The sequence below is a fragment of the Ornithinibacillus sp. 4-3 genome (assembly GCF_040958695.1).
GTDB lineage: Bacteria > Bacillota > Bacilli > Bacillales > Amphibacillaceae > CALAMD01.
The window spans coordinates 1,650,313-1,667,917 of the sequence record NZ_CP162599.1 but is presented as its reverse complement, the minus strand read 5'-3'; the positions used below and the strand labels follow the sequence as shown (position 1 = coordinate 1,667,917).

Sequence of the window (17,605 nt, the reverse complement as noted above, 5' to 3'; positions counted from 1 at the left end):
CCTCTGTTTATTATTTAATTTTGATATATCGTTGATTTGAAAATTCTTTTATTGAAATATAATATCATATTTTTTGCGTAGATATATTTTTATAATATGATTTTCTTGGCAAACTCTCTTGACGCTTGCATCCCAAATTCTCACATCCTATGGATTTTCTACCGAAATTTGGTCATAGAAATCCATAGGTTGGATGGAATTAAACTGGGAAGACCTTCGGGTTTGGGAATGTTTATTTAAGCACTGTTATTTTTTATCAAGACAATAAAAAGTTTTTTAAGGCTAATGAATTAATGATGCTCTTAAATCACTAACTCCATGTTCCAAATAGCTCTTTAAACAAGCTAACATATATACCCAACCTTCTTTTTGTCCTAGCATTTTGTTTACTATTTCAGGATCATGTTTATGAAAGCCTGATTCGTTTACTTCAATAAGTGTACTCTCTTTATCAAGCTCTTTTAATGTAATGGTAACGATCGTTTCCTCACCTGATTCTTCACCCCACGAAAATACGATCTTCTTGTTTAGCTCGATTTCAAGTACGTTGATAACACCTTCTGCCTCGTATTCATCATATCTTAATGTAACGGATTTACCTTGTTCCCATCTTTCAGAACTCGATGAGAACCAAAAATTTCCTATTTTCACAGGATCTACTATCGCTTCAAACACCTCATTAGCTGACTTGAGTATCATAAACTTTGTAGTTATTTGATTATCCATAACAAATTCAACTCTCTTTCATATTACTTATTGCTTCTTCTATTATACCTATCACTATTTTTCGTCTTACTAAAAAATCCTCACTATTTATTGCAGTAAACTACCATTGAATACAAAAACAAAGGGAGCAGTGCCCAAGATAATTGAGAAAAAATAACACAGAAATTATAAAATTTATTTATCTAACTCTACAAAGTAAGAATGTTTTATTGTCTTCCCTCCATTATCCTTCCATGTTTATGTTTTATTTGCGTGAGTAACTCATCCATAATAATCACCTCACTATATTAATAAATACTAACTAAACTCCAAACTGTTTTAAATGATGGTCAAGATGCTTGTAAATGCCTTTCCCCCATTGCTCAGAAGTAAGTTTGCCAAAAAAAGCGTGGGGATGGGTAGTACACTTCTCCGGTCCATTCTTTTGGAAGATTATAATTTTTTCTTTCAGTTTTCCTCTTTCTGTTTCAAATTCTCTTTCGTCTGTAATCAAAATGTTTGGGATAGTAGACATATTGTGGGCTGGTGGCTTGTCATTGTAAAAAAGTGATTTCACAAACGGTCCTATTAATATGCCCAACCAACCCCTCTTTGGAACGGAATTTCCCATTGCAATATCTTGGAATGCTGAGCAATGAGCTAACATTTGAGCAACATCCATTTTTCCCCATTGGGGTCTTGAATTTGGACTTAATTTGTCAATGCGATCTAAAATTTCTTTTGTGTGCAATGGATCAAAAATATTTTTCATTTATGCATCTCCCTTTATATCGCTATGAAAAATTCATTTATTCTGTTGCTGATTTAGCTAGTAATTTTCTCTAATATCTCAAAATAATAATATCATAGTAAAACCTTTAATATATAAATATAAAATATTTTTCCTCTCCAAATTCGCCAGAGTCGCTTGACATAATTGCAGCTGCAACATAGCAATCCAAAAGAAACAATTATATCCATCAAATGTTATCATAAGCATGAAACACAAATTATCGCAGTTAGAAAGGAGTAAGGAATGGCGAATATTGAGCACTTGCAAACTGTACATGTACCAGCGTCCAAAGTGTATGAAACTCTAACCACTGCTAAAGGACTAGCAGAAATATGGACGAATGAACTCGTTGTTAATAATCAGGTTGGCTTTATTAATGAATTTCGATTTGGTAGCAATGATATAACTAAGATGAAAATAGAGGAATTGATCACTAATAAAAAAGTCGTTTGGCAGTGTATAGATTCAGACCCAGAATGGATTGGTACGATTATTTCCTTTGATATTCAAGAGAAGAACGGAAAATCTTTTATCACTTTGCGTCATATGGACTGGAAAGAAGTAACACCATTTTATCGCTCCTGTAACTACAACTGGGCTATTTTCCTTTATAGTCTCAAATCATATTGTGAAGATGGCGAGGGTATCCCTTTTCATAAACGGAAGTTTTAATCATTTAAAGTTATACTGCTGATTCTACTAAGTAAACCGCCTTTTACCATGGCCGGTTTACTTATGGTCTAAAATTAACATTATAATTAAGCAACGTATTATCTACATTTTTCCCAAAAACAGGCCAGCTACCATCATCATTCTGCATGGAAACCGGCCAATGAATCCCACGATCCCATGCTTGACGATAGACGGGATCTTTACGGGCAAAAGAATGAATAGACCTTAACGCAACAGTTGTATTATCCAGATTGGAATTAAACTTATTGGTATTGGAGAAATTCCATCCACAAGGTTTATGGATACTCCAATCGCCATATTTCATCTGTTGTCGATTAAGTAAATATTGATTTGCCTTTTTAATGGCTGCTGCAGACATGGATACACCAGCTTTTTACAACAAGGCAGTATTCCTAATATCGTCGTATACTGCATATCTACTTGCTTTCCAGTGTTGGTTTTTAAGTTTCAGACCCTCTGCAACCTTAGTAATAATCGGATTCTGTTTTGAATAGCCCATTTATCAGCATGCTGTCTTGATAATCCTGTTTGTCATCTTTTTGATAGGTCAAGTGGGCTATGGAAAATTACTGTCAGTACTGTATCCGTTATCCGGTTACCTGGGACTGTTCTTCCTGCTATGGTTATTGATTAAAAAAGCTCGCAAATATAAACTAAGTGCGGGAGGAAAGATAGAGCTTTGATATTGTTTTATATTTTGAAAGGGGATCAAATAAAGTCAAAGTTTTCTCTTTCCTATAGCTTCTCCCTTAAATTTCCACATCCCACCACTTCTGTTCTTCTTGCTTCATCTCTTTTTCCGTTTGCTGAGGATAGACGGTACGGAATTTATGATGGTCAGCTGGAATGATTTCAACCATTTTCGCAATCATATCTTTAGGATCAAACTGGTTCTTTAACCCTTCTTCCGCCTTTTTTATATCCTTTTTTTTCGTAAAATTTTCCTCTTCATCGTACCATTTCCATAGCTCCTCAGCCGAACGATCATTAAAACCTGTCTTGAAGGAACCAGGGTTAATGGTGGCAACTTTTACTCCATATCCTTTCAGTTCCATCTGCAAGGTACGGGCAATCGCTTCAATCGCATGCTTTGTAGCCTCATAAGGGCCGCTTGTTGGAGATGCGATAACTCCAGATCTTGAGCTCATGATAACGATTTTCCCGCTCCCCTTTTCAACCATCTTTCGTGCAGCTATCTGTACTGTTTCCAACGTTGCAAAAACATTTACCTCAAAAAGTGCCCGAAATCGTTCCATCGGCACCTCCCCGAGTGGTCCTCTTTCATTAACGGCAGCATTTGCAACAAATATGTCAAAGTCATATTTCCCAATCTGTCCCAGATCTATAGGGTTCGTTATATCGACTTTAATCACCTCTATATCCAGTTTCTTGTCATTTGCTTCCCGCAAGAGGTCGGTTTTTTGAGAAGTCAGCTCTGTAGCCGCAATCACACGATGACCATTTTTGGCGAGACCAATTGCTGCACCTCTGCCAAGTCCGGTTCCTGCACCAGTAATGAAAATTGTTTTTCCCATGTTAAATTCCTCCATTTAAAATAGCATGTCAATATGGTTCCCCAATAACAGGAAGAGCAAACAGCTTTCAATACGTCTAAAAGGTAAAAGACCTGTAGTTCATATCTATAGTTTGTAGGTATTGTATGAAATCGCCTACACTACTAAATATTTGATCTGGTTGAAAACTAAACTCTAGCATCTGATGATTTGGCAACCATTGGACTCCGATTGTATGTATTAGCAGAATATCAGCTTCACTCTCTCCTAAAAAATAGCTTCAGTGTTTTTTATGTTAAGATAAAGTTAAATTAATCTTTCTTACACAAGCACGTTAACGGTACATTTTTAAAATAAAAGACAGGTCTGCTTAAAACAGATCTGCCTTTTATCTATCGCTCAAGAATATCTAACTCATATAGTGTCCTCGCTACACATATTCGTGATATTCGTTAGGATTCTGGTCTTCTACACGTCCAGCTTCCCCTTTATCCAATGAATCAATTGTTTCAATATCCTCAGGAGCTAATTTAAAGTTGGTACTATTGATATTATCTTTTTGATGCATTGGATTACTCGATTTTGGAATAGCAAATACGCCAGCCTGATAATTCCAGTTTAAAATAATTTGTGCCGGAGTTTTATCGTATTTATCCGCAATTTCTTTAATTGTGGCATTTTGTAGCACATCATTCAAATACCCTCGACCAAAAGGGCTCCAGGCTTCGGTAAGAATACCCCGTTTTTCATTTTCTTCAACCATACGGTTATTATTAAAATACGGATGGCGCTCCACCTGGTTTGTAGCAGGAGTCACACCTGTTTCCGCGATAATATCATCAAGATGTTCCGGTTCAAAGTTTGAAACTCCGATAGTTCTGATTAATCCTTGTTTTTGAGCATCTACTAAAGCCTTCCAAGCTTCTACATATTTACCGTCTTTAGGATTCGGCCAATGAATTAAATACTTGTCAAAATATTTAAGTCCCATGCGACGTAAAGATTCTTGAATAAAGATAAACGCCTTATCGTATTCATGGTGAGAGCCGGGCAATTTGTCACTAATTAAAATTTCTTCTCTAGAGAGTGCAGATCGACGCACAGCTTCACCAACAATACCTTCATTGTTATAGTTTGTTGAAGTATCGATTAAACGGTAGCCTAGGTTTAGGGCGCTTAAAATTTCTAATGTACCCCGCTCACCTCCAATACCGACCGTACCTAATCCCATATGTGGAAGTACTGAACCATCATTTAGAATAAAAGCGTTATTATCAACAGTCAAAAGCTCATCTCCTTTTAAATTTAATCCTGAATTATTCACACTTTTAAAATCAACTCATGAATAAAGACAATATCAAATATTTTCTCTTCCCACTAAAAAATCATGGTAATTTCGCATCCTTAGTTTTGATTTTAAAATGAACCATTGCAAATAGCCTGCTTTTGGGCAGACTGCCCCCTTGATCTGACATTACATTTTTAAAAAGATCATTACTTGATGGATTTACTCCAGTTTCAGGTTCTGAATTCGCTGAAGTACTGTCCAAAAGAATTTTTGGTAAACAAAACTCGATGATAATTTAAAGTAAAGGGATCGCCCTGATTTTACTAATTTACTGGCAACTTTAATGATCCGTGTTCGTATGGTTTCTATTTGCATCTTTTTTTGTTCTTTTGGAAAACAAAGCGTACGCAACCAGTTGGTTAAGTTATAGGCGAGTAAACTCAACATCATTCTTACTTCGTTTACTTGGAAAGAATGGCTATTCATTTTATCTAGGCCAAAACCATTCTTCGCTTCCTTGATGTAGTTCTCCATTGTGCCTCTTTTTTGGTAAGCAAGGACGATATCCTTTGGAGAAAAGGCATCTACTAAATTAGTCACCATGAACGAATGGTTAAAAAATAATTCACCTGCAGGGCGTACGGACTTTATAATCACTTTTCTAGGTTTTGACCATGATTTTGCTTGATAAACAGTTTCTTCATAATAACATTCCGTCTTCGTAACATCAGAAGGTACAGATGAAGGATAGAGTTCATCCGCCAATCGTTGCAGGTTCGCATTTGATTTGAGCCGGATCACATAATAAACGGACTCTTTTTCACACAGATCATATAGTGCTGGAACTGCAAAACCACTGTCACCACGAACAAATGGTGTCGTCTCTGGGAATTTTTCATTGTAATGTTCAAGAAGTGGCTGAATAAAATCCACCACACCATTTGACGTATAGACATTTCCAGGACGCAGCTTCGCTTTGATAAAGTCACCAGTTACCCCATCGAAAGCAACCAGTGGGTGGAAACCGATTGTTCCATAATGGGCATTATAAGCCGCAGATTCTTGATTACCATAGGTATCTGAATGAGTAGAATCCAAATCAAAGATAAGTGCCTTTGAATCTCTGAATTGATGCATTTTGTCCATAAGTTCTTGGTTGGCCTGATTTAATTGTTCGACCGATTGATGATCAAACCGTTTGAAAAAACGGGATAAACTTGGTTGAGAAGCTAGCGCATCCGTTCCAATCACTTGAGTAAACACAGGATCTTTTGTCAATTGGTCAGCAGCATCATCTTCAGAATATCCAGCAATGATTTGATAGATCTTTTGACGGAGCAAATTTTCGTTTGAATGAACATAGTAAAGTCTCTCGTCTTTCAAATGGAGATGTTGCGCTAATGTTTTTGAAAAACCGATCCTTTCATCGAATTCTCTAAAGAGGAATTCACCTGTATCGGAAGAAAGGGAACCTCCATTATTTGACAATTTAATCTGGTGATTGAAATCAAGCGTTAATTGCGATAAAGTAGCCATTATAAGAATCCTTTCTGTTGGTTATTTGTTCGCGCTTTAACCTTAGCAGAAATGGATTCTTTTTTCACTTTTTAGATGAGTAGATCTTTAGCAAAAAAGCTGATTAAACAGGCGATAACAGTTTATTATCGATTTTCTATGAATAATTCAGGTTAATGTAAGTTGAGAGTGATAGAAAAATATTTCTTTCCCGTCTACCAGTCTTCACTAAACAGTAGTTCTGTTTAAAATAGCTGCCAGATAATCGTCAAACTCAAAGTCACATACTAGCATTTCATGTTTTCATCTTTCACTATGATGTCCATAATTTACTATACCCAATTAAAAAAATCCTACACTAATCGCTTCTCTCCCATACTTTTATACTATATTGCTAAATTTTGATACGAAAATTATGTCTCTGCCAACTGGATTTCCTACCAAATTTGGGCGTAAAAAAACCCGAAGCTCCGGTGGAAATAACCGGAAAGGCCTTCGGATTTTAACATTAATTTTATTTAAGGAACATTAATTTATTATAGACATAACAGTGAAGCTATCCAATTAGTTGTTACTTGTCGCGATTAGTTGTTTTGTATTTTTCACCTTTGCTATCATAAGTAATCCACTCGCCAACAGGCTCGCCATTTTCAAAATATCCTGAACGTTTTATAGTTCCATTTGCACGATACCATTCCCAATAGCCTTCTGTCTGATCTCCAATCATTTTCCCCTTTGACCATATCGTTTTACCGTTTGCATGATACTTTATCGTGAATCCGTCAATCACTTCTAGTTTCTTTTCCTTAACATCTTTTGTCTGTATTATGTCACACTGTTTGTTCTCCATAGTAGACCTCCGTTAACTTTTATAATTAATATCTCATTTCCAAAAACTTTATTGATTTAAAAAAATAAAGGCATCCTAAGTTTCATCCCTAATTCTCTTTGTATGTCTTCTTATCTTGTAAATTATGTAAGAAATAAACTTAATTCCCTTTTCTACTTACGTATAACCAAAAGAAAAATCTCATAATTCAATCACGACAAACCCACGTTCCACAGCTTCAGTTAAAATAAAGGTTTCTGGCAAAATAGCAAGGCATAGCATAGATCAGGATTAAGCTAGGATAAAACGATTGATTTTTTATTGAATTATATCATAAAAATTACGTGCTCCCTATTATATACCCATTGAAAAAATAGGAGGCATAAAGCGGTAGTAATTTTGGATTTTCTAACCAATTTGGGCGTAAAAAACCCGAAGGTCTTCCAAGAATATTTCCACTGGAGATTCGGGTTTTAACGTTAATTTTTTATAGGGTGTTGGTTTAAAATAAAGTCCGATCGAAATGGGGCGATAAAGCCTGATTTAATAAAAAGATGAGAGTCTGCTTTTGAAAAAAATTGATTAAAACAGGCTCTCAAAATATTTCGTTCCGGAGAATTTTTATAAAAAAGTTTGATCAATTTCCACTTGAGTTATTTATCCTAAAATTTTTGAGTGTATATCATGCTACTAAGTGCACTTTTCTATCTATCAAATGATGATGCATATTCGAATCTAACATAACCAATTTCAGAAGCATTTTTCATTAATTCGAGATTTAGCCAAGAGGCTAATTTATGAAATTCCACCTCATTATTAAACGGGAATTTACTGTAATGTTTACTATTTAAATCTTCTTCTGTTACGTTTGATAATGTCTTTTCCCATCTCTCTATCAGAGAGTTGATAGTTGACTTGACTGATTCTACATTTTTATTAACATTTATATCCTCTTTGGTTAGAGTGCCATCACCAAACGAATGATTAAAAACCATTTCCCACCAAAATGTTATATGCCACAATGTCCAAGCAATACTTGGTGTACCAATATCATAAGCTTCAGATTCAGGTAAGTCAGCATACCAATTTCCATCTACTTCTTGAATATACAGTCCACTATTAGGGGAACGCCACATATACTCATCCTGACTTAATGATGAAAGATGGTATTCGAGAAGTTGTCTAGAAATACTAAATTGAAATCTAATATTATCCCTTAATGCTGTATCAGTATTGGTCATGATAATACAACCCTTCTTTCCCTCTTTATCCTTAACAATTATTCAGTTAAATGGTTCATTTGTTGCATAAGTGTCTTCCGTTAAAATACCCTTTTGAATCATCATATCCAAAGGGATAAACCATCGCAACATTTTTATAAACGTCGTACTTTCATTTTAATGCCACAGTTAGTTCACTTTATTTTCAGAATAAAAAACAACCTTTTAAGAACACAATAGCTTAAAGGGTTGTTTTTATCAAATTTCATTTCAAATTACATAGGCACTTTAATCCACCAAACTTACTCCACCGTAACACTCTTTGCTAAATTACGTGGTTTATCCACATCACAATCACGATGAAGTGCTGCATAATATGCAATCAATTGTAATGGAATTACTGATACAAGTGGGGATAAAATTTCTAGGACTTTTGGTATAATTAATGAATCTGCATCTCCTTCTAGATCTTTCGTACTAATCACACAAACATTTGCTCCACGGGCAATCACTTCTTCTACATTTGAACGGATTGAATCGTTCAGTGAACTCTGTGTAGCTAGAGCAATAACTGGTGTATTCTCTTCGATTAATGCGATGGTTCCGTGTTTTAATTCTCCACCTGCATAGCCTTCTGCTTGTATATAGGAAATTTCCTTAAGCTTTAAGGCTCCTTCTAGACCTACATAGTAATCCATGCCGCGTCCGAGAAAGAAGCAATTTCTTGTTGACGCTAAAAAGTGTTCTGTTATGCTCTCTATCTTCTCTTTTTGGTCACATAATGTTTCAATTGCTGATGATACAATCGATAATTCCTGCAGGAGATCAAAATCAAGCTGAATACCTTTTGTGTTTGCCATGTCTGCTGCTAAAATAGCAAGAACAGCCAGTTGTGCTGTATATGCCTTAGTAGAAGCAACAGCTATTTCAGGTCCTGCATGTAAATATAGTGTATGATCTGACATTCTTGATAAAGTAGAGCCAGGTACATTAACAATGGTTAAGGTTGGATAACCCATTTCTTTAATCTGGACAAGCACAGAGCGACTATCCGCAGTTTCTCCACTTTGTGAAATGAAAATAAATAATGGGTTTTCAGATAATAATGGCATATTGTAAGCAAATTCACTTGCGATGTGCACTTCAACCGGAATTCGTGCTAGATTTTCAATGAATTGTTTTCCTACTAGCCCCGCATGGTAACTAGTTCCTGCAGCAATTATATAAATTCGATCTACCTGTTTCAACGCATTACGTGTTGTGTCTTCTATCTGAATTTGCTTTTGTTCATCCTGGTATGCTTCAATAATTTTCCGAATCACAAGTGCTTGTTCATCTATTTCTTTCAACATAAAGTGAGGATAGGTTCCTTTTTCTATATCACTTGCATCTAATTCAGCTATAAATGAATCTCTTTCCACTTTGCTGCCATCAAGCTTCTGAATAGTAATGTTCTTACGTTCTACAATCACTATTTCTTCATCCATTATCTCAACGAATTGATCAGTAACTTGAAGCATAGCCATTGCATCGCTTGAAATAACATTAAAATCATTGTCTCCTAATCCAACTAGAAGTGGGCTTTTATTTTTTGCTACATAAATTTTCTCAGGATCTTGTTCATCGATTAAAGCTATTGCATAAGAGCCTTTTAAGAGATTAATAGTTTGTTGAAATGCTTCTATCACACTATTTTGTTCTTTATAAAGTTTTTCAACTAATTGGACAACCACTTCTGTATCTGTTTCACTTTTCAAAGGAATATCCTGTAAATATGCATCTCGTAATTGACGATAATTTTCAATCACACCATTATGTACCAGTGAAAAACGCCCTGATAAACTTTGGTGTGGATGAGCATTTTCTACACTAGGAACTCCATGGGTAGCCCAACGTGTATGGCCTATTCCCATTGTAGATTTAACTGTTTTGTCTGTTGTTTGACGCAAAGCATCAATTCGTCCTTTTACTTTAAATAAATGACTTCCTTCTTCATTTAATAAAGACATTCCTGCAGAGTCATAGCCACGATACTCTAATTTCTCTAGACCTTTTAATAAAATTTCCTTGGCATCTTGTGTTCCAATATAACCTACAATTCCACACATATTCTAACTCCTCCTAACGAAAGTCTCTGCTATCAGATAATTCCCATTCCAACTGACTATTAAACAGTTCTCAGGGCCCATTCCATTATACCTATAATATTACTTCTTAGAATTATTCACCGCAGCTTTGACAAAATCCCGGAATAAAGGATGTGCTCTATTTGGACGACTTTTAAACTCCGGATGAAACTGAACACCAACAAACCAAGGGTGATCTTTTAATTCAACAATTTCTACTAATTGATGGTCTGGAGATAATCCAACAATAGAAAGACCCGACTCAGTCAACATATCACGATAAGCATTATTAAATTCATAGCGATGACGATGACGTTCAGAAATAATATCTTCTCCATAAGCTTGATAACTTCTAGAACTATTGTCTAAGAGATTACAAGCATATGCACCTAAGCGCATTGTACCTCCCAATTCCTCTACCTCTTGCTGTTCCACCATTAAATCAATCACTGGGTTTGTCGTAGATGGATTCAATTCATTGGAATGTGCATCAGATAAATTCGCAACATGACGAGCAAATTCCACTACAGCCATTTGCATACCTAGACATATACCAAAAAACGGGACATGATTCTCTCTAGCCCAACGAATGGAAGAAATTTTTCCTTCTATCCCTCTTTCACCAAATCCTCCTGGTACAATAATCCCATTACAGCCTTGAAGCATTTCTTTTATATTTTTTTCATTTACCTCTTCTGCATCAATCCAACGAATATTTACTTTTGCATCATTTTCAATTCCACCATGTGTAAGTGCTTCAATAACAGAATAATACGCGTCATGTAAATCAATATATTTTCCAACTAAACCAATGGTTACAGATTTGTCTGAGGTCTTTGCTCTTTCTAGCATCTTCTCCCATTCTTTAGAGTTAGATTCTAATAAACCAAGATTTAATCTTTTGGTAACTGCATCAGCCAAACCTTCTGCTTCTAACATCAGTGGTACTTCATAAAGGATATTTGCATTTGAATTTGAGATTACATTTTCTGGTGATACATTACAAAATTGAGCAATCTTTCGTCGAATATCTTTTGGGATATGTTGATCTGACCTACAAATAATGACATCTGGCTGAATACCAACTGACAATAATTCCTTACATGAATGCTGAGTAGCCTTTGTTTTTAATTCATTAGATCCAGGAAGTGATACTACTAGTGAAACATGGATATACATAACATCTTCACGAGCCAAATCATTACCAATTTGACGAATTGCCTCAATAAATGCCTGTGATTCAATATCTCCCACCGTTCCACCAATCTCAGTTATGATGATGTCTGGATTAGGGTCACTATTATCACGTATACGTCTCTTAATCTCATCTGTAATATGAGGAATAACCTGAACAGTTCCACCCAAATATTCGCCATCTCGTTCTCGATGAAGCACGTCCCAATATACTTTTCCAGAAGTTACACTGGAATTAACAGTTAATTTTTCATCTATAAAACGTTCATAATGACCTAAATCTAAATCCGTTTCAGCTCCATCATCGGTTACAAATACTTCGCCATGTTGATAAGGGCTCATCGTACCGGGATCAATATTAAGATATGGATCAAATTTTTGAATCTTAACTTTAAGACCTCGATCCTTCAAAAGACGTCCTAAAGAAGCGGCAACAATCCCCTTACCCAATCCTGAAACGACCCCGCCTGTAACAAAAATATATTTTGTAGTCATTTACTCTCCTCCACTTGTTTCATGATCTGAAATCTTGTAAAAATTATTCACACATATTACAAGCTTAAAAATCATGAGTCAAGCCAGAAGATAAAATTGTTTTTTCTGAATTATTTTATTTTTACCAAATGATTATCTGTTCAAATAAGAATCATCGACGTGTTTATCGGTATAGAATCAGTATTTTTAGTACGCTAAAAAGAACTAAATAAACCAATTCAGCACAAATAAATAGTATTTTGTTGGAAAAAAATTTTATAAAATAGTTGCGTTAGAAAAAATCGTGTGCTAAATTAAGAAAATGATTTTTCAAATGATTTCCGCGTTTTCTTTCCGATAGAAGAAGACGCGATTTTCATTTAAAAATCTAACCTCAAATCAAAAGGAGTGAAAGAGACATGAGTACAAAAGAAGAGATTTTAAATGAAGTCGAAGAAGAATCGATACGTTTTATTCGATTGGAGTTCACAGACTTATTTGGTACGTCCAAAAACATTGAGGTGCCGTCAAGTCAATTGGAGAAAATCTTAAGCAATCAAATTATGTTTGATGGCTCATCTATTGAAGGATTTGCGAGTATTGAAAATAGTGATATGTATTTATTCCCTGATCTAGATACTTGGTGTATTCTCCCCTCTGAATTAGAAGGCAACGCAAAAGTAGCACGTCTAATCTGTAGTGTGCACCACCCAGACGCTACTCCTTTTGAAGGAGATCCACGAAGTATGTTAAAAAAGGTTATTGAAGAGGCAAGAGAATTGGGATATGAACCTTTTGTAGGACCAGAACCAGAATTTTTTCTTTTCAAAAAAGGAACAGATGAAGTGAATGATGATGGTGAATACTTTGATTTAGCTCCGTCAGACAAAGGTATCCATTGTCGACGTGAAATTGTTTTAATGTTGGAAGAATTAGGTTTTGAAGTGGAAGCCAGTCACCATGAAGTAGCGGCAGGACAACATGAAATTGATTGGAAATATGAGGATGCTTTAAAAACGGCTGATTTTATTCAAACTTTTAAATGGGTTGTAAAAAATATTGCTGATAAACATGATCTAGAAGCGATTTTTATGCCAAAGCCTTTAAACAAGGATAATGGTAGTGGCATGCATAGTCATATTTCGTTATTTAAAGATGGAGAAAATGCATTCTATGATAAATCGGATGAACTAGGTCTTTCCGAAACTGCAAAACACTTTATCGCTGGTATATTAGAACATGCAAAATCAAATGCTGCAATTACTAACCCAACAGTAAATTCATATAAGCGTCTAATACCTGGATATGAAGCACCTGTATATATAGCCTGGAGTCCATCAAACCGTACTTGTACGATTCGCATTCCTGCTGCTCGTGGAAATGGAACTCGTGTTGAAATCAGAAATCCAGATCCTAGTGCAAATCCATACTTAGCATTAGCTGTATTAATTCGTTCAGGTCTAGAAGGGATTAAACAAAAATCAAAAATACCTAATCCTCGATATGAAAACTTATATCACGTATCTGAATCTGAAATGAAAGACATTGAGACTTTACCTGGCACATTGATAGAAGCATTAGATCTTATGAAACAAGATACACTAATTAAAGAAATTCTCGGTAACCATGCATTCGAATGTTATTTAAAAAGCAAAAAGAAAGAATGGGATGCTTATCGTGTTTACGTTACAGATTGGGAAAAAGAATACTATCGTTAACGTTTTTAAAGTAATAACTTACTTTATAGAACGAATCGGGAAATTCTAATATATCGTAAGTTATTAACTGTGTCAATAAAAAAATAAAAAATTATATAAACACATCCCAAACTTGTATGTAGATAGAAAACCTAATATATCGCAAATAAATTACAGAGTCAATAAAAATAATAAAGTTTTTTTAGAAAGTCTACTCTTCCCTACTGAGCACACTGGGGAGAGTAACTTTCCAAAAAGCCCAAGATGAATAATATCTCACTTAACCCACCCGTTTATCAAAAACATTTATAAATTACTATTGTCTATCGTTTTCCAGTATTAAAATATAGTATATTAGATAAATAGATAAATGTTTGATAGTAGAAATTTTAGAAAGGGTTCTGCGGGATGATTCGTTGGATGATTAAATGAGAAAAAAATACTTTTTATTAGTATCTATTATATTTGTAATTGTTTTATCAGGGTCTCGTTTTTTATGGATGAATACATTTCATAATCCTTCTGATATATCTATAGAGAATGGTGAATTATATTTACTGAATTGGCATGGGAAAGCTGATGAAGTTTTATTACTTGATGGTGAGTGGGAATTCTACCCTTCTCAATGGTTAATAGATCATGAAGAAGAAATAAGTACTAGTGAACAAACAAGCGAATTTATTCAAGTACCTGGTAGATGGAATGAAAAGCTTAATAGTGAGAAACCAAGTCCATATGGATATGGTTCTTATCGTTTACGCATCTATGTAGATCTAGAAGATGAAACAAATTATAGTGTCCATGTACCAAGTGTTCGTAGTTCTTCTGAAGTCTATGTGAACGGAAGGTTGCTGGCTGGATCAGGTGAAGTTGGGGAAACAAAGGAAGATTATCATGCTAAAAACCTGCCTTATTTAACGACCTTTTCTCCAGATGAGAATGGTTTGATTGAGCTTGTTATTCAAGCGGCAAATTTCAAGGATATTAGACAGAGTGGAATTATTCGTTCGATTAAATTTGGATCAGAAGAGGCAGTTTCCAAGGATCGAACATTTTCCATAGCTATGCAAGTAGTAGCTATTGCTATATTTTTAATGCATTCAATTTATTCTCTTATTTTATTTTTTCTAGGTAATCGGGATAAAAGACTTGTTTATTTTTCTGTATTAGTATTTTGTCTTGCCATAATGAATTTATTTAGTAGTGATGAGAAATTATTTCATTTATTATTTTATATTGGATATGATTGGGATTTCCGAATAGCAAATGCTACGGTTCCTATTGTCTGTTTAGCATTATTACAATGTACAAATCATTTTAGGGTTCCATATTGGGATAAAATAAATCCGTTCTTTTCGATTATAAGTATTGGAGTTTCTATCATAACCTTGTTTTTAACACCTAGCCAAGTCATTGCCATGTTTCCTGTTTATTATTTATTAGCTGGGATTGCAATATTGGTTGCTATTACTGCAATTGTAAAAACCATATATAAGGATGTTACGGAAAATACTTTATTATTATTCTCTTTTATTGCAGCCCTTCATCACTTTGCATGGCTTATTTACTGGAGAGAAATTGGAATAAGCGTAACTTATTATCCATTTGATTTAATCATTGCCATAGGTCTTTTTGCATCTATTTGGTTAAGAAATTATTTCTTAACACATTCTAAGACAGAGAAATTAGCTACTCAATTACAAAAAATGAATGAACAGAAAGATCAATTTTTGGCAAATACTTCCCATGAATTTAAAAATCCGCTTCATGGAATGATTAATATGTCGCAATCTGTTCTACTTCGGGAAAAACGGGTATTGAAAGATCAAAGTATTTATGAACTTGAAACCATTTTAACGGTTGGAAGAAGAATGTCATTATTATTAAATGATTTACTTGATGTAGCCCATTTGAAAGAAGGACGCCCCCTCCTTCAGAAAAAGAATATTGTATTACAGCCGGTTGTGACTGGAGTTATTGATTTATTGCAATTTACTGTTGAAGTCAAACCAGTGAAAATCATAAATCAAATTCCAGAGGATTTTCCACCTGTGAATGCAGATGAGAATCGAATTGTACAAGTGATTTTTAACTTACTTCATAATGCAATCAAATTCACTGATGAAGGTACCATTAGCATTCGTGCAGCTATTAAAGATGATAAAGCCTTAATTAGTATTGTTGATACAGGAAAAGGCATGGATAAAAAGTTTCTCCAGCGTTTATTCCAACCTTATGAACAAGTAACAGATGAATCAATGATTGAAGGTGGATTCGGTTTAGGATTAAGTATTAGTAAACAATTAGTAGAACTCCATGGTGGAGAAATGGAAGTAACTTCAACTCCTGGAGATGGTTCAACCTTTACCTTTACTTTACCGTTAGCTACATTTGATAAGGATAGCGAGGAAAAAATGGTTAACTCTGTGCAAGACTCAACTAATTATTTATTGGAGCCTTCTAGTGATTTAACAGAGATAGAAATCGCAAATAGGTTAGGTCTATCCCAACTACAACAAACGCCAAAAAACCAATTAGCTATACTAATTGTAGATGATGATCCAATAAATTTACAGGTTATGCAATCCATTTTATCTGCTGAGCAATATGAAATTACTACAGCTATGAGTGGTAAAGAAGCACTTAAAAAATTAGTAAAAAAAGAATGGAATTTAGTCATTTCTGATGTAATGCTACCACAAATGTCGGGATATGAGTTAACGAAGAAAATTCGTGAGCGTTATACTATTACAGAACTCCCTATTCTGTTACTTACTGCTAGAAGTGATCCAAGAGATGTGCAGGCCGGTTTCTTAGCTGGAGCTAATGACTATGTAACGAAACCTGTTGAAATGTTGGAATTGAGATCTAGAGTTAACACGCTTGCTATGATGAAAATTTCGGTTCGAGAACAATTACAATTGGAGTCCGCATGGTTACAGTCTCAAATTCAGCCTCATTTCTTATTTAATACATTGAATTCGATCATTGCTTTAAGTGCAATTGACTTAAATAAAATGAATGATTTATTACATGAGCTAAGCGAATTTCTAAGAAGTAAGCTTCGATTACAAAATATTGACGAGCTTATACCAATAGAAGATGAATTAAATATTATTCGTTCGTATCTCAATATCGAGAAAGTGCGTTTTGGAGATCGACTACAGGTAGAATGGCAGGTCGATATAGATGAGGACATAAAAATTCCTTTCTTAACCATTCAACCTCTCGTTGAAAATGCTATAAGACATGGAATTATGAAACGTATAAAAGGCGGAAAGGTTATTATTAAAATTTCTGTCTATGATGATTATGCAGAAATTGCTGTTGAAGACAACGGTGTTGGAATGAGCGATGATCAACTAAAAGATTTATTAAAGAGAAAAAATAATAGCCGAACAGGTATTGGACTTATCAATACAAATCAAAGATTAATCAGACATTTTGGACGAGGCCTCCAGATTAAAAGTGCAATAGATCAAGGAACAACTATCTCTTTTATTGTAAAGTTTTAACTATAACTCAAAGTCGAATTCCTTTACACACTGGAATTCGAC

Annotated in this window: 13 protein-coding genes; 3 read left to right on the top strand and 10 right to left on the bottom strand. The window is 34.7% G+C overall.

Annotated features, from left to right (window positions below):
• Positions 1-282: 282 nt before the first annotated feature.
• The gene (locus tag AB4Y30_RS08010) at positions 283-726 is read right to left on the bottom strand and encodes an SRPBCC family protein (RefSeq protein ID WP_368654959.1); all 444 of its coding nucleotides are present in this window, start codon (positions 724-726) and stop codon (positions 283-285) included.
• Positions 727-1,027: 301 nt separating this feature from the next.
• Positions 1,028-1,477 carry a DUF1569 domain-containing protein gene (locus AB4Y30_RS08005; protein ID WP_368654958.1) on the bottom strand — a complete coding sequence of 150 codons (450 nt, stop codon included), beginning with the start codon at positions 1,475-1,477 and terminating at the stop codon, positions 1,028-1,030.
• Between the two features lie 264 nt (positions 1,478-1,741).
• Here AB4Y30_RS08005 and AB4Y30_RS08000 point away from each other — a divergent pair, with 264 nt between their 5' ends.
• Positions 1,742-2,170 carry an SRPBCC domain-containing protein gene (locus AB4Y30_RS08000; RefSeq protein ID WP_368654957.1) on the top strand — a complete coding sequence of 143 codons (429 nt, stop codon included), beginning with the start codon at positions 1,742-1,744 and terminating at the stop codon, positions 2,168-2,170.
• 61 nt (positions 2,171-2,231) lie between these two features.
• Here the strand turns inward: AB4Y30_RS08000 and AB4Y30_RS07995 are convergent, their stop codons facing one another.
• From AB4Y30_RS07995 to AB4Y30_RS07960, 8 genes are all read right to left on the bottom strand, one after another.
• Positions 2,232-2,549, bottom strand: a complete 318-nt coding sequence (locus tag AB4Y30_RS07995) for a hypothetical protein (protein WP_368654956.1) — start codon at positions 2,547-2,549, stop codon at positions 2,232-2,234.
• A 391-nt stretch (positions 2,550-2,940) separates the two neighbouring features.
• Positions 2,941-3,726 (bottom strand): SDR family oxidoreductase, encoded by a 786-nt coding sequence (locus AB4Y30_RS07990; RefSeq protein WP_368654955.1) that lies wholly within the window; start codon positions 3,724-3,726, stop codon positions 2,941-2,943.
• 409 nt (positions 3,727-4,135) lie between these two features.
• Positions 4,136-4,990, bottom strand: a complete 855-nt coding sequence (locus AB4Y30_RS07985; protein WP_368654954.1) for an aldo/keto reductase — start codon at positions 4,988-4,990, stop codon at positions 4,136-4,138.
• 222 nt (positions 4,991-5,212) lie between these two features.
• Positions 5,213-6,529 (bottom strand): IS1380 family transposase, encoded by a 1,317-nt coding sequence (locus AB4Y30_RS07980; RefSeq protein WP_368652261.1) that lies wholly within the window; start codon positions 6,527-6,529, stop codon positions 5,213-5,215.
• A 550-nt stretch (positions 6,530-7,079) separates the two neighbouring features.
• Complete coding sequence (locus AB4Y30_RS07975; RefSeq protein ID WP_368654953.1) at positions 7,080-7,358, bottom strand: hypothetical protein; 279 nt, start codon at positions 7,356-7,358, stop codon at positions 7,080-7,082.
• 683 nt (positions 7,359-8,041) lie between these two features.
• The gene (locus tag AB4Y30_RS07970; RefSeq protein WP_368654952.1) at positions 8,042-8,578 is read right to left on the bottom strand and encodes a DinB family protein; all 537 of its coding nucleotides are present in this window, start codon (positions 8,576-8,578) and stop codon (positions 8,042-8,044) included.
• A 281-nt stretch (positions 8,579-8,859) separates the two neighbouring features.
• On the bottom strand, positions 8,860-10,665 hold the full coding sequence (glmS, locus tag AB4Y30_RS07965; RefSeq protein WP_368654951.1) for a glutamine--fructose-6-phosphate transaminase (isomerizing): 1,806 nt from the start codon (positions 10,663-10,665) through the stop codon (positions 8,860-8,862).
• Positions 10,666-10,764: 99 nt separating this feature from the next.
• Positions 10,765-12,372 carry a CTP synthase gene (locus tag AB4Y30_RS07960; protein ID WP_368654950.1) on the bottom strand — a complete coding sequence of 536 codons (1,608 nt, stop codon included), beginning with the start codon at positions 12,370-12,372 and terminating at the stop codon, positions 10,765-10,767.
• Positions 12,373-12,770: 398 nt separating this feature from the next.
• Here AB4Y30_RS07960 and AB4Y30_RS07955 point away from each other — a divergent pair, with 398 nt between their 5' ends.
• A complete protein-coding gene (locus AB4Y30_RS07955) occupies positions 12,771-14,069 on the top strand; it encodes a glutamine synthetase family protein (protein ID WP_368654949.1) in 1,299 nt (432 codons plus the stop codon).
• 407 nt (positions 14,070-14,476) lie between these two features.
• Complete coding sequence (locus tag AB4Y30_RS07950; protein WP_368654948.1) at positions 14,477-17,563, top strand: ATP-binding protein; 3,087 nt, start codon at positions 14,477-14,479, stop codon at positions 17,561-17,563.
• Positions 17,564-17,605 lie beyond the last annotated feature (42 nt).